Source organism: Rhodoferax sp., assembly GCF_025354435.1.
Lineage (GTDB): Bacteria > Pseudomonadota > Gammaproteobacteria > Burkholderiales > Burkholderiaceae_C > Rhodoferax_B.
This window is the reverse complement of record NZ_JANXMU010000059.1, coordinates 1-13,320: the sequence shown is the minus strand read 5'-3', so window position 1 is coordinate 13,320 and position 13,320 is coordinate 1. Positions and strand designations below refer to the sequence as shown.

Below are 13,320 nucleotides of genomic sequence, written 5' to 3'. Positions count from 1 at the left end.
GCCTAGCGCGCGGCGACTTCCATGCCCCCACCGGGCAGCTTGACGAGCTGTACTGGCAATACCCAGGGCAGGGCGGTCAACCAGTCGTGGGCATCCGCAATGCGCAGGGTGCCGCTGATTTTCAGTCCCCCGGCCGATGCGGCCGTACGCAGGTCGAACGGTGCGTACCGGGCCACTTTTGCTACGGCATCTGCCAGAGGTACAGCGTCGAAGACCAGCGTGCCATTGCGCCACAGCACGACAGCAGCTGCCGTGACAGCTGTGGCATGGCCTGGTCGGATGCGCAGGCTTTGGCCTGCAAGCAGGTCATAGCTGTGGGTGCCGGCCTGAACCTGCACGTGGCCTGCTTCCACCTGGACAAGCACTGTGTCTGCGTTTTCCATCTCGACACCAAAACGGGTGCCGAGCACGGTGACCCGCACATCCAGCGCCTGTGCGGTGAACGGGCGGGCCGGATCGCGCTGCACGGCAAAGAAAGCCGCACCTTGCAATAAATGCACGGCACGGCTCTCCGCCGAATAGGCCACGTCCAGCCTGCTATGTGCGTCCAGTGTGATCTGGGAGCCGTCCGGCAAGCCCTGCTGCAGCGAGCGGCCACGGGGTGTCACCAGCGCCGTTTGCCAGCGCATGGCCTCACGCTGCAGGTGTTGCCAGAGGGCCGCGCCTGTGGCACCGATGGAAAAGATGCCCAGTAACGCGGCCAAGGACTTGCGGCGGTTGGTACGCATGACCGGGGCTTCGCGGCCTGTTGTTGGCGGCGTTCCGCGCCAAGCGTGCAATGCGGTTTCGAGGCGTCTTGTTGCCAGGATGATGTCGCGCTCTACGGTGTTGAGCGACACATCCAGTCGGGTGGCGATGTGCATCTGACTTTCCCCATGCAGGCGGTGGGCAAGGAACACGTCGCACGAACGCTCGGGCAAGGCGTGCAGCACGGCTTCGACGGCTGTGATGGCTTGGCGGTACATGGCACCCTCGGCAACATCGGGTGTCTGTGTGGGACACAGGCCTTCAGTCTGCTCCCGCTCGTGCAGGTAGGTCCGCAGCCAGTGGACACGGCGGAAATGGTTCATGGCCAGGTTGTGTGCCACGGTGAAAAGGTAGGCCCGCGGATCGCCTAGCTGGATATCTGCATCGGTGGTGGGCTTGCGCTCGGCAATTCTCAGCCAGGTGTCGTGTGCCAGTGCACGGGCCTCGTCCATGCTGTCGGTGCGTTTGGCCAGGAAGCGCACGACTTCCTGGTAGTTCTGGTCAAAACCGTCGAGCAGTCTGCGGGTTGAGGCGGCGGAGATGTCCATGGCCCGCGGATGATACATCTAGTAAAGAGAATCATTCTCAATTGAGGCTACTGGTGCGGGGCGGTCGACTAGGGAAAATACCGTGTTTGGGCCCAAGTGCGCGGGAGACGGCGATATAATCGTGGGCTTTCCCGCATCCACGTACGCCTAGCGCCGGTCTTACCGAACCCCCTTCCAGAGCATTTGCAAGAGTTTTCTCTTGGACCGCTTGGGCGTACCCGTAACTATTTCGGAGAACCCAGTGCTTTTGTCTCTCAAGGGAACCTTCCCATCCGCCATCTTGGCGCTCGCAGACGGCACGGTCTTTGTTGGCAACTCCATTGGAGCCCCCGGCTCCACCGTTGGCGAGGTGGTGTTCAACACCGCCATGACCGGCTACCAGGAAATCCTCACCGACCCCAGCTACTGCCAGCAGATCGTCACCCTGACGTACCCGCACATTGGCAATACCGGCATCAATGTGGAAGACGTGGAGGCCACACGTGTCCATGCCGCCGGTTTGGTCATCAAAGACCTGCCGCTGGTCGCCTCCAACTTCCGAAGCCACCTCACTTTGTCGGACTACCTGGTCCAGCAAAAGACGGTCGCTATCGCCAACCTCGACACCCGCAAGCTGACCCGCCACCTGCGCACCCATGGCGCGCAAAACGGCTGCATCCTGGCGTTGCCCGCAGGCGAGGGTATCTCGACCGAGCGCGTGGCCCAGGCTGTGGCTGCCGCCCAGGCGGCCCCCAGCATGGCGGGCCTGGATCTGGCCAAGGTGGTCTCTACCAAGGAAGCCTACGTCTGGACCCAGACCGAATGGAACCTGGTCGGCGGCTACGGCAACCAGGACGCGCCGCGTTTCCATGTAGTGGCGTACGACTTTGGGGTCAAGTTCAATATCCTGCGCATGCTGGCCAGTCGCGGCTGCAAGGTCACCGTGGTGCCCGCGCAAACCAGCGCCGCCGAAGTGCTGGCGCTCAAGCCAGACGGCGTGTTCCTATCCAACGGCCCCGGCGATCCGGAGCCTTGCGACTACGCGATTGCCGCTGCGGCAGCGTTGATCGAATCCGGCATCCCCACCTTCGGCATCTGCCTGGGCCACCAGATCATGGCCCTGGCCAGCGGTGCCAAGACCTTCAAAATGAAGTTCGGCCACCACGGTGCCAACCACCCGGTCAAAGACCTGGATAACGACCGCGTTAGCATCACCAGCCAGAACCACGGTTTTGCGGTGGATGCGGCCACGCTGCCCGCCAACCTGCGCGCCACCCATATCAGCCTGTTCGACGGCACGCTGCAAGGCCTGGCCCGTACCGACAAGCCCGCGTTCTGCTTCCAGGGTCACCCTGAAGCTTCGCCCGGCCCGCACGATATCTCGTACCTGTTTGACCGCTTTACCGCACTGATGGAGACAACAAAAAATGCCTAAGCGGACCGACCTCCAAAGTATCCTGATCATTGGCGCTGGCCCGATCATCATCGGCCAGGCCTGCGAGTTTGACTACTCCGGCGTGCAGGCCTGCAAGGCGTTGCGCGAGGAGGGCTACCGCGTCATCCTGATCAACAGCAACCCCGCCACGATCATGACCGACCCGGCCACAGCCGACGTTACCTACATCGAGCCCATCACCTGGCAGACGGTTGAGAAGATCATCGCCAAAGAGCGCCCCGATGCTATTTTGCCCACCATGGGCGGCCAGACTGCGCTGAACTGCGCGCTGGACCTGTGGCACAACGGCGTGCTGGCCAAGTACACCGGCGCGGCCACCGGCAAGCCGGTCGAGCTGATCGGTGCCAAGCCCGAAGCAATCGACAAGGCCGAGGATCGTCTGAAGTTCAAGGACGCGATGACCAAGATCGGCCTGGGTTCGGCCCGTTCCGGCATTGCGCACAGCATTGAAGAGGCCTGGACGGTACAAAAGACCCTGGGTTTCCCCACCGTCATCCGCCCCAGCTTTACCCTGGGCGGCACTGGCGGCGGCATTGCCTACAACTCGGAAGAGTTCGAAACCATCTGCAAGCGCGGCCTGGAAGCCTCGCCCACCAACGAGCTGCTGATCGAAGAGTCGCTGTTGGGCTGGAAAGAGTACGAAATGGAAGTGGTGCGTGACACTGCCGACAACTGCATCATCGTCTGCTCCATCGAAAATCTGGACCCGATGGGCGTGCACACCGGTGACTCCATCACCGTGGCCCCGGCCCAGACCCTGACCGACAAGGAATACCAGCTGCTGCGCAACGCCAGCCTGGCGGTGCTGCGCGAAATCGGCGTGGACACCGGTGGCTCCAACGTGCAGTTCTCCATCAACCCGGAAGATGGCCGGATGGTGGTGATCGAGATGAATCCGCGTGTGTCGCGCTCCTCGGCACTGGCCTCCAAGGCTACGGGTTTCCCGATTGCCAAGGTGGCGGCCAAGCTGGCCGTGGGCTACACGCTGGACGAGCTGCGCAACGAGATCACCAACGGTGCCACCCCGGCCAGCTTCGAGCCCAGCATCGACTACGTGGTCACCAAGATCCCGCGTTTTGCGTTCGAAAAATTCCCCACTGCCGATTCGCGCTTGACCACGCAGATGAAGTCGGTGGGTGAAGTCATGGCCATGGGCCGCACCTTCCAGGAGTCCTTCCAGAAAGCCCTGCGCGGCCTGGAAGTGGGCGTGGACGGCATGAACGAGAAAACCCAGGACCGCGAAGTGCTGGAAAAAGAACTCGGCGAGCCCGGCCCCGAGCGCATCTGGTACGTGGGCGACGCGTTTGCCGCCGGTTGGACGGTGGACGAAGTGTTCGCCCTGACCAAGATCGACCCCTGGTTTTTGGTGCAGATCGAGCAGATCGTGAAGATCGAGCTGGAGCTGGAAACCAAACACCTCGACGAGATCGATGCCGCCACCCTGCGCGCGCTGAAGCAAAAAGGCTTCTCCGACCGCCGCCTGGCCAAACAGCTCAAGACCACCGACACTGCCATCCGCCAAAAGCGCATCGCGCTTGGCGTGCGCCCGGTGTACAAGCGCGTGGACACCTGCGCGGCCGAATTCGCCACCGACACCGCCTTCCTGTACTCGACCTACGAGGCCGAAGGTGGTGAGTGTGAAGCTGCGCCTACCGACAAAAAGAAGATCATGGTGCTGGGCGGCGGACCGAACCGCATCGGCCAGGGCATCGAGTTTGACTACTGCTGCGTGCACGCCGCGCTGGCGATGCGTGAAGACGGGTACGAGACTATCATGGTCAACTGCAACCCCGAAACCGTGTCCACCGACTACGACACCAGCGACCGACTGTACTTTGAGCCGCTGACGCTGGAAGACGTGCTGGAAATCGTCGACAAGGAAAAACCTTTTGGCGTGATCGTGCAGTACGGCGGCCAAACCCCGTTGAAGCTGGCACTCGATCTGGAAGCCAATGGCGTGCCCATCATCGGCACCAGCCCCGACATGATCGACGCGGCCGAAGACCGTGAGCGCTTCCAGAAGCTGCTGCACGAACTCGGCCTGCGCCAGCCACCCAATGCCACGGCCCGTACCGAGCCCGAAGCGCTGGAGAAAGCCGCCGCCCTGGGCTACCCCTTGGTGGTGCGCCCCAGCTACGTGCTGGGTGGCCGGGCGATGGAAATCGTCCACGAGCAGCGCGATCTGGAGCGCTACATGCGCGAGGCCGTCAAGGTCAGCCACGATTCGCCGGTGCTGCTGGACCGTTTCCTGAACGATGCCATCGAATGCGATGTGGACGCGATTTGCGACGGCCAGCGCGTATTCATTGGCGGCGTGATGGAGCACATCGAGCAAGCGGGCGTGCACAGCGGCGACTCGGCCTGCTCGCTGCCCCCGTACTACCTGTCGGCCGCTACGGTGACCGAAATCAAACGTCAGACCACGGCCATGGCGCACGCGCTCAAGGTGGTGGGCCTGATGAACGTGCAGTTCGCTATCCAGCATGTGGACGGCCAGGACGTGATTTACGTGCTGGAAGTGAACCCGCGTGCCTCGCGCACTGTGCCTTTTGTCAGCAAAGCCACCGGCATCCAGCTGGCCAAGGTGGCCGCGCGTTGCATGGTCGGCCAGTCGCTGGACGCGCAGGGCATCTTCAAGGAAGTCACGCCGCCGTATTTCAGCGTCAAGGAAGCCGTGTTCCCGTTCGTCAAGTTCCCCGGTGTGGACACGATTCTCGGCCCCGAGATGAAGTCCACCGGCGAGGTGATGGGCGTGGGCAAGACCTTTGGCGAGGCCTTTGTGAAGTCGCAAATCGGCGCGGGCACCAAGCTGCCACGTTCGGGTAAGGCGTTTGTGTCGGTTAAAAACAACGACAAGGCGCGTGCCGTGGAAGTGGCGCGTGGTTTGGCTGCGCTTGGCTTTGATTTGATCGCCACCAAGGGCACCTCGGCGGCTTTCCAGGCTGCAGGCATTACCTGCACCACGGTCAACAAGGTCACCGAAGGCCGGCCGAACATCGTGGACATGATCAAGAACAACGAGATTGCCTTGGTCATCAACACCGTGGAAGAGCGCCGCAATGCGATTGCCGATTCGCGCCACATCCGTACATCGGCTTTATTAGCCCGCGTTACCACCTTCACCACCATTTTTGGTGCCGAAGCGGCGGTGGAAGGCATGCAATACCTGGACGACCTCGGGGTCATCTCGGTACAGGAAATGCATGCGCAGTTGTTGGCTTAAGCCGTATTTGGAGTTGTAACCATGTCTACCCTACCCATCACCAAACGCGGCGCGGAATCGCTCAAAGCCGAATTGCACAAGCTCAAGACGGTGGAGCGCCCCTGGGTGATCAACGCCATCTCTGAGGCCCGCGCCCAGGGCGATTTGAGCGAAAACGCCGAATACGAAGCCGCCAAAGACCGCCAGGGCTTTATCGAAGGCCGCATCCAGGAGGTCGAAGGCAAGTTGTCGGTGGCCCAGATCATCGACCCCACCAGCCTGGATGCCGGTGGCCGTGTGGTCTTCGGTGCCACGGTCGATCTGGAAGACGAAGACAGCGGGCAGGCCGTGCAGTACCAGATCGTGGGCGAAGACGAGGCCGACCTCAAACTGGGCCGCGTCAACGTCTCCAGCCCCATTGCCCGCGCCCTGATAGGCAAGGAAGTGGGCGACACCGCCGAGGTGAATGCGCCTGGCGGCATCAAGCGCTTTGAGGTGATCGCCGTCAGCTACATCTGATAGCGATGCGCCAACGCTTGCCCGTGCTGCTGGCAGCCCTCTGGTGGGGCAGTCTGAGCACGCTGGGCTTCATGGTGGTGCCGATGTTGTTTGCGGTACTGCCTACCCCGGCCATGGCCGGTGGCATGGCCGCCAAGCTGTTCACGGCGCAGACCTGGCTGTCGATGGCCTGCACGCTGGTCTTGCTGTTGATTTTTAGATCAAAACAGGGCCTAGCGCAGATAGCACCTACGCATGCAGCTACTATTTTTATAGCATTCGGGTTTTTGGCGGCAGTACTAGTGGAGTTTGCTATCTCGCCGCACATCGTGGCGCGGGAGAACTTGAAACTGTGGCACGGCCTGGGCAGTGCCTTGTACCTGCTGCAATGGCTGGCAGCGGGCGCGACACTCTGGAAAGTGTCGGCCCAACGCGCCTAGACCAGGGCTAGATCAGGTCTGGCTGCGCTTTTTCAGGCTGGTCTTTGGCTTTGGTTTGGCGCGTTTCACCGTGCCACCTGCGGTCAAACGCTGGTTGCCCAGCACGCGCAAAGTTTTCACTTCAGGGCGTTGGCCACCGCGGGTGCTGTGTTTGAGCACCTTGAAATCGCGTGGACCGGCCATGCGGTCTTCGTCCACCCGGCGCTCCTTGGTGATTTCGGGTTGCGGGCGCCACAGCACCAGCAGCTTGCCGATGTGCTGGATGGGGGCTGCGCTCAGTTCTTCGGCCAGGGCCAGGAACATGGCTTCGCGGGCGACACGGTCGTCCGAGAAAACGCGGACCTTGATCAGGCCGTGGGAGTTCAACGCGAGGTTGACTTCTTTGACGACAGCGGGGGTTAAACCGTCGCTGCCCACCATCACCACAGGGTTTAAATGGTGGGCTTCGGCGCGGTGCACCTTGCGCTGGGCAGGGGTAAGTTGTATTTGAGACATGTGCGTATTATCAAGGCCAAGATGAAAGTTAAAACACAAAGTAAAAAAGTCAACAAGGCGTGGCTTAACGACCACGTCAACGACCCCTATGTCGTGTTGGCCAAACGCGAGGGTTACCGTGCCCGCGCAGCCTATAAATTGAAGGAGATTGACGAGACTTTCCACCTCATCAAGCCTGGCCATCTGGTGGTCGATCTGGGCTCTACCCCCGGGGCCTGGTGCCAGTACGTGCGGCGCAAGCTGTCGCCCAAGACGGCGGCGGGTGGCGGTGCGGCGGTAGGCGCGCTCAATGGCAGCATCATCGCCATCGACCTGCTGCCCATGGAGCCGGTGGAGGGTGTGGTGTTCTTCCAGGGCGATTTCCGTGAGGACGAGATGTTGGGCAAATTGACCCAGGCCATGGACGGGCGACTGGCCGACGTGATCCTGTCGGACATGGCGCCTAACCTGTCGGGTATCCACGCCGCCGATGCCGCGCGCATCGAGGGCCTGGTCGAACTGGCGGTGGATTTCTGCCACGGCCACTTGAAGCCCCAGGGGGCACTGGTGGTCAAGTTGTTCCACGGCGGGGCCTACGACCCGCTGGTGAAGCTGTTCAAGCAGACCTTTAACCTGGTCAAACCCATCAAGCCCAAAGCTTCGCGCGACAAATCGACCGAAACCTTTTTGGTCGGCGTGGGCTTGAAAATCGCACCCAAAACCGCACAAATAGAGCCTGAAAACGGCCAAGGAACCGCCTAAACCCTTGTTGGCCCTATGGCCGCCATAGTCAAGAATTGCCGTATGGGCACTTGAAACGCCTAAAATAGTACGCACTTACGTTGAAGTCTTTCCTACCGGAGCCTTGCTTGAAAAATCCGTGGTTTTCCAAAATTGCCGTCTGGCTCGTCATTGCGATGGTGCTATTCACGGTTTTCAAACAGTTCGACACCCGCGCGGGTGTGAGTTCTGGTTATGTGGGCTATTCGGACTTTTTGGACGAAGTACGCAGCAAACACATCAAATCCGTCACCATCCAAGAGGGTCAGGGCGGCACGGAGATTGTGGCCGTCACCAATGACGACCGCCGTATCCGCACCAATGCCACTTACCTCGACCGCGGCCTGGTGGGCGACCTGATCGCCAACAACATCAAGTTCGATGTCAAACCCCGCGAAGAAGGCTCCTTGCTCATGACCCTGCTGGTCAGCTGGGGCCCGATGCTGCTGCTGATCGGCGTGTGGGTGTACTTCATGCGCCAGATGCAGGGCGGCGGCAAGGGCGGGGCGTTCAGCTTCGGCAAGAGCAAAGCCCGCATGATGGACGAGAACAATAACGTTGTGACCTTTGCCGACGTGGCCGGTTGCGACGAAGCCAAGGAAGAAGTCAAGGAAGTTGTTGATTTTCTGAAAGACCCGGCCAAGTTCCAAAAGCTCGGTGGCCGCATTCCACGCGGTCTGCTGTTGGTTGGCCCTCCTGGCACCGGTAAAACTCTGCTGGCCAAGAGCATTGCAGGCGAAGCCAAAGTGCCTTTCTTCAGCATCAGCGGTTCTGATTTCGTGGAAATGTTCGTCGGTGTGGGCGCTGCCCGGGTCCGCGACATGTTCGAAAACGCCAAAAAGAATGCACCTTGCATCATCTTTATCGATGAAATCGATGCCGTGGGCCGCCAACGCGGTGCCGGCCTGGGTGGTGGCAACGACGAGCGCGAACAAACCCTGAACCAGATGCTGGTCGAGATGGACGGCTTTGAAACCAACCTCGGCGTGATCGTGGTGGCTGCCACCAACCGCCCCGACATTCTGGACGCAGCCCTGCTGCGTCCCGGTCGCTTCGACCGCCAGGTCTATGTCACGTTGCCCGATATCCGCGGCCGTGAGCAGATTTTGGTTGTCCACATGCGCAAGATTCCGGTCAGCCAGGACGTGAACCCCAACGTGATTGCCCGTGGCACGCCCGGTATGTCGGGTGCTGATCTGGCCAACCTCTGCAACGAAGCCGCGCTGATGGCGGCCCGCCGCAGTGCCCGCGTGGTGGAAATGCAAGACTTTGAAAAGGCCAAGGACAAGATCCTTATGGGCCCCGAACGCAAGAGCATGGTTATGCCCGAGGAAGAGCGTCGCAACACGGCCTACCACGAGTCCGGCCACGCCCTGATCGGCAAGCTGCTGCCCAAGTGCGACCCGGTGCACAAGGTCACCGTGATCCCCCGTGGCCGCGCCCTTGGTGTCACCATGAGCCTGCCCGCCCAAGACCGCTACAGCTACGACAGCGAATACATGCTGAGCCAGATCAGCATGCTGTTCGGTGGCCGTATCGCCGAAGAAGTGTTCATGAACCAGATGACCACCGGTGCCAGCAACGACTTCGAGCGCGCTACCTCCATCGCCCGCGACATGGTGACCCGCTACGGTATGACCGATGCGCTGGGCCCCATGGTTTACGCCGAAAATGAAGGTGAAGTGTTCTTGGGCCGCTCGGTCACCAAGACCACCAACATGAGCGAGCAGACCATGCAAAAGGTCGACAGCGAAGTGCGCCGCATCATCGATCAGCAGTACTCCCTGGCGCGCAAGCTGATCGAAGACAACAGCGACAAAATGCACGCCATGGCCAAGGCGCTGCTCGAATGGGAAACCATCGATATGGAGCAGATTGACGACATCATGGCCGGGCGCGAGCCCCGTCCACCGAAAGACTGGACACCCCGCACGCCTACCGGTGGCGGCAGCAACGGTGGCAGTGGTGGCGCACCCGTGGTGGCGGTAGAGCCTGCACACACTGCTGCATAAGCTGTTGTGATTTCGATAACGGGGCCTTTGGGCCCCGTTTCTATTTCTGATAATTTCTCAACTCCCATGCTCTGGCAAACCACCCGCTTTCGCATTGATCTGGCCCAGCCCCAGGTGATGGGCATCGTCAATGCCACCCCCGACTCCTTTTCTGATGGTGGGCAACATGCCAGCACCTCGGCTGCCCTGGCGCACTGCGAGCAGTTGCTGCGTGATGGTGCCCATATTCTGGATATTGGTGCGGAATCCACCCGCCCCGGCGCACAGCCGGTGCCGGTGGAGGAGGAACTGGCCCGTCTGTTGCCGGTGCTGCGGGCTGCCACCACACTGGGCGTGCCGATTTCGGTCGATACCTACAAGCCCCAGGTCATGCAGGCCGCGCTGGATGCCGGCGTAGACATCCTCAACGACATCTGCGCCCTGCGCTGGACCGACCCGGCCCATCCGTTGGTCGCTACGGATGTAGTGGCACAGCACCCGTCTTGCGGCGTGTGCCTGATGCACATGCACCGTGAACCGCAGACCATGCAGGCCGAACCCATGCAAGGCGACGTGGTCACGCAGGTGCTATCGTTTTTGGAGCAGCATGCGCAGGCGTTGTCTACGCTAGGCATAGAAAAGACCCGCATCGTGCTGGACCCTGGCGTTGGCTTTGGCAAAACCGTAGCCCAAAACTTTGCCCTGTTGGCAGGCCAGCAAGCGCTGCTGGCCTTGGGATACCCGCTGCTAGTGGGCTGGTCGCGTAAATCGTCGCTGGCTGGTATGGCCGATGTTCCCCTCGGCCCGGGGGAGCGCCTGGTGCCCAGCGTGGCCGCAGCCTTGCTGGCCGTGGAGCGCGGTGCACGCGTGGTGCGGGTCCATGACGTGGCCGCAACAGCGCAGGCCCTCAAGGTCTGGGATGCGGCGCGTGTCTGAATACACAATGTATCCAGATTAGAGCCAACTGCGGTGTAATCACCCGCACAATCCTCACCGGCCAGGCCTGCATGTGCTGCGCAGGCCGAGTCCAAAAATAAAAGGAAAACAATGACCCGTCAATATTTCGGCACCGATGGCATCCGCGGTACCGTAGGCAAGCACCCCATTACCCCTGACTTCGTTCTGCGCCTGGCCCATGCGGTTGGCCGCGTGCTCAAGCAAACCGAAGCCCGCCCCACGGTGCTGATCGGCAAAGACACCCGTATCTCTGGCTACATGCTGGAAAGCGCGCTCGAATCCGGCTTCAATTCCGCCGGTGTGGACGTGGTGCTGCTCGGCCCTCTGCCTACGCCCGGTGTGGCCTACCTGACCCGTGCGCAGCGCGCCAGCCTGGGTGTGGTCATCAGCGCCAGCCACAACCCATACCCTGACAACGGCATCAAGTTCTTCAGCGCACAGGGTGCCAAGCTGTCCGATGCCTGGGAACTCGCGGTCGAAGCCGCGCTGGACACACCGCCGGTCTGGGCCGATTCCGCCTCGCTCGGCAAGACACGTCGCATGGAAGACGCGTCCGGCCGGTACATTGAATTTTGCAAAAGCACCTTCCCCAACGCCCTCACCCTCAAGGGCGTACGCATCGTGGTCGATGGTGCCCACGGTGCGGCCTACCAAATCGCCCCCAAGGTGTTCCACGAGTTGGGTGCTGAAGTCATTGCCATCGGCTGTGCACCCGATGGCATCAACATCAATGAAAAAGTCGGCGCTACCCATCCCCAGGCCTTGGTCGATGCCGTCAAAGCCCACCGTGCCGACTTCGGCGTGGCGCTGGACGGCGATGCCGACCGCCTGCAAATGGTCGATGCCGATGGCCGCCTGTTCAACGGCGATGAAATTCTGTACTTGATGGTCAAAGAGCGCTTGTCGCGCGGCGGCAAGTCATCCAGCAAACGCGCGGCCGATGCTGTGCCTGGCGTGGTCGGCACGCTGATGACCAATATGGCTGTAGAGCTGGCGCTGAAAGACAAGGGCGTAGAACTGGTCCGAGCCAAAGTAGGCGACCGCTACGTGCTGGAAGAGCTGGAAAAGCGTGGCTGGCTGCTGGGCGGCGAAGGCTCCGGCCACCTGCTGGCGCTGGACAAGCACACCACCGGCGACGGCCTGGTCAGTGCGCTGCAGGTCCTGCAAGCCTGCGTGCGCAGCGGTCAGACCTTGGCCGAATTGCTGGCCGACCTGACCCTGTTCCCGCAAACCCTGATCAACGTGCGCCTCCAGCCCGGCCAAGACTGGAAAGCCAACACCCAGCTCCCCCTGGCCACCAAAGCCGCCGAAGCCGAACTCGGCAACAACGGCCGCGTGTTGATCCGCGCCAGCGGCACCGAGCCCCTGGTCCGTGTGATGGTCGAGGCGCGCGATGCGGCCCAGGCGCAGGCCTGTGCGGAGCGGATTGCGGCTACGCTGCGGTAATTCGCCCCCAAGGAGGGCGTGGCAGGGGTGTGTCACACAACCGCCACGTAACTTACACACCTGCGTCACACCCCGCTTTCAGACTCTCTCCTACACACAGGAGAAGTCCATGAAAGAACTGCCCACCCCCACCTTCGCGCTGTCGCCTATTTCTCTGGTGTCGGCGTTCCATCCGGCATCCCTGCTGCGCGGGGCGCTGCACAGGCGTGACGAGCGGGTGGCTGTGCCCAGCCCCCGTGTCGAGGCGCAGCCTGCCACGGGCATCGCTGTGTCCTGGGCGCGGCACCAGGACGAAATCCGGGAAGCCCAACGCCTGCGCTACCAGGTGTTTGCCGTCGAGATGGGCGCGCGCCTGTCCACCCGGCTGCCAGGGCACGACGTGGATTTGTTTGACGATTTTTGCGAACACCTGCTGGTGCGCGATGTGGCCAGCAACGCCGTGATTGGCACCTACCGGGTGCTGACCCCGGTGCAGGCCAAGCGCGTGGGCAGTACTTACAGCGATACCGAATTTGATCTGGTGCGCTTGCGTAACCTGCGCAGCCGCATGGTGGAACTGGGCCGCAGCTGCGTGCACGCCGACCACCGCCACGGCGGCGTGATTCTGGCCCTGTGGGGCGCGCTGCCGAGTTCATGCAGCGCAACGAGCTGGACACCATGGTCGGCTGCGCCAGCATCCCCATGCTGCACAACGGCGTGGTGGGGGGTGATGCGGCGGCCAGCATTTGGCGGCAGTTGCAAAAAACGCACATGGCCCCGATCGAATACCACGTGCAGCCGCGCCTGGCCTTGCCTATCGAGC

10 protein-coding genes and 1 pseudogene are annotated in these 13,320 nt (G+C 61.7%); 9 read left to right on the top strand and 2 right to left on the bottom strand.

What is annotated here, in order from left to right:
- Window positions 1–2: 2 nt before the first annotated feature.
- Complete coding sequence (locus Q0T48_RS15370) at window positions 3–1,295, bottom strand: sigma-70 family RNA polymerase sigma factor (protein WP_295957710.1); 1,293 nt, start codon at window positions 1,293–1,295, stop codon at window positions 3–5.
- A gap of 241 nt (window positions 1,296–1,536) precedes the next feature.
- On the opposite strand from Q0T48_RS15370, the gene carA reads away from it, so the two are divergent.
- Genes carA through Q0T48_RS15350 form a run of 4 tightly spaced genes read left to right on the top strand, consistent with a single transcriptional unit; the run spans window position 1,537 to window position 6,870 of the window.
- A complete protein-coding gene (gene carA, locus Q0T48_RS15365; protein ID WP_295957708.1) occupies window positions 1,537–2,709 on the top strand; it encodes a glutamine-hydrolyzing carbamoyl-phosphate synthase small subunit in 1,173 nt (390 codons plus the stop codon).
- Complete coding sequence (gene carB, locus Q0T48_RS15360; RefSeq protein WP_295957706.1) at window positions 2,702–5,953, top strand: carbamoyl-phosphate synthase large subunit; 3,252 nt, start codon at window positions 2,702–2,704, stop codon at window positions 5,951–5,953. The genes carA and carB overlap by 8 nt, the downstream gene beginning before the upstream one ends.
- Window positions 5,954–5,974: 21 nt before the next feature.
- Window positions 5,975–6,451: a transcription elongation factor GreA gene (greA, locus tag Q0T48_RS15355; RefSeq protein ID WP_295957704.1), complete on the top strand. Its 477-nt coding sequence runs from the start codon at window positions 5,975–5,977 to the stop codon at window positions 6,449–6,451.
- A 5-nt stretch (window positions 6,452–6,456) separates the two neighbouring features.
- Complete coding sequence (locus Q0T48_RS15350) at window positions 6,457–6,870, top strand: DUF4149 domain-containing protein (protein WP_295957702.1); 414 nt, start codon at window positions 6,457–6,459, stop codon at window positions 6,868–6,870.
- Between the two features lie 12 nt (window positions 6,871–6,882).
- On the opposite strand, the gene Q0T48_RS15345 is transcribed toward Q0T48_RS15350, so the two are convergent.
- Window positions 6,883–7,365: a YhbY family RNA-binding protein gene (locus Q0T48_RS15345; protein ID WP_295957701.1), complete on the bottom strand. Its 483-nt coding sequence runs from the start codon at window positions 7,363–7,365 to the stop codon at window positions 6,883–6,885.
- A 21-nt stretch (window positions 7,366–7,386) separates the two neighbouring features.
- On the opposite strand from Q0T48_RS15345, the gene Q0T48_RS15340 reads away from it, so the two are divergent.
- The 5 genes and pseudogenes from Q0T48_RS15340 to Q0T48_RS15320 form a co-directional block, all read left to right on the top strand.
- On the top strand, window positions 7,387–8,106 hold the full coding sequence (locus Q0T48_RS15340) for an RlmE family RNA methyltransferase (protein ID WP_295957699.1): 720 nt from the start codon (window positions 7,387–7,389) through the stop codon (window positions 8,104–8,106).
- A 107-nt stretch (window positions 8,107–8,213) separates the two neighbouring features.
- The gene (ftsH, locus tag Q0T48_RS15335) at window positions 8,214–10,136 is read left to right on the top strand and encodes an ATP-dependent zinc metalloprotease FtsH (protein ID WP_295957697.1); all 1,923 of its coding nucleotides are present in this window, start codon (window positions 8,214–8,216) and stop codon (window positions 10,134–10,136) included.
- Window positions 10,137–10,202: 66 nt separating this feature from the next.
- The gene (folP, locus tag Q0T48_RS15330; RefSeq protein WP_295957695.1) at window positions 10,203–11,051 is read left to right on the top strand and encodes a dihydropteroate synthase; all 849 of its coding nucleotides are present in this window, start codon (window positions 10,203–10,205) and stop codon (window positions 11,049–11,051) included.
- 111 nt (window positions 11,052–11,162) lie between these two features.
- Window positions 11,163–12,518, top strand: coding sequence for a phosphoglucosamine mutase (glmM, locus tag Q0T48_RS15325; protein WP_295957694.1), 1,356 nt, complete (start codon window positions 11,163–11,165; stop codon window positions 12,516–12,518).
- Window positions 12,519–12,627: 109 nt separating this feature from the next.
- Window positions 12,628–13,320, top strand: a pseudogene (locus tag Q0T48_RS15320) (GNAT family N-acetyltransferase); the annotation flags it as partial.

Coding starts and splice junctions, on each gene's coding strand:
- Q0T48_RS15370 (WP_295957710.1), bottom strand. CDS start 1,295: ATGGACATCTCCGCCGCCTCAACCCGCAGACTGCTCGACGGTTTTGAC.
- carB (WP_295957706.1), top strand. CDS start 2,702: ATGCCTAAGCGGACCGACCTCCAAAGTATCCTGATCATTGGCGCTGGC.
- greA (WP_295957704.1), top strand. CDS start 5,975: ATGTCTACCCTACCCATCACCAAACGCGGCGCGGAATCGCTCAAAGCC.
- Q0T48_RS15350 (WP_295957702.1), top strand. CDS start 6,457: ATGCGCCAACGCTTGCCCGTGCTGCTGGCAGCCCTCTGGTGGGGCAGT.
- Q0T48_RS15345 (WP_295957701.1), bottom strand. CDS start 7,365: ATGTCTCAAATACAACTTACCCCTGCCCAGCGCAAGGTGCACCGCGCC.
- Q0T48_RS15340 (WP_295957699.1), top strand. CDS start 7,387: ATGAAAGTTAAAACACAAAGTAAAAAAGTCAACAAGGCGTGGCTTAAC.
- folP (WP_295957695.1), top strand. CDS start 10,203: ATGCTCTGGCAAACCACCCGCTTTCGCATTGATCTGGCCCAGCCCCAG.
- glmM (WP_295957694.1), top strand. CDS start 11,163: ATGACCCGTCAATATTTCGGCACCGATGGCATCCGCGGTACCGTAGGC.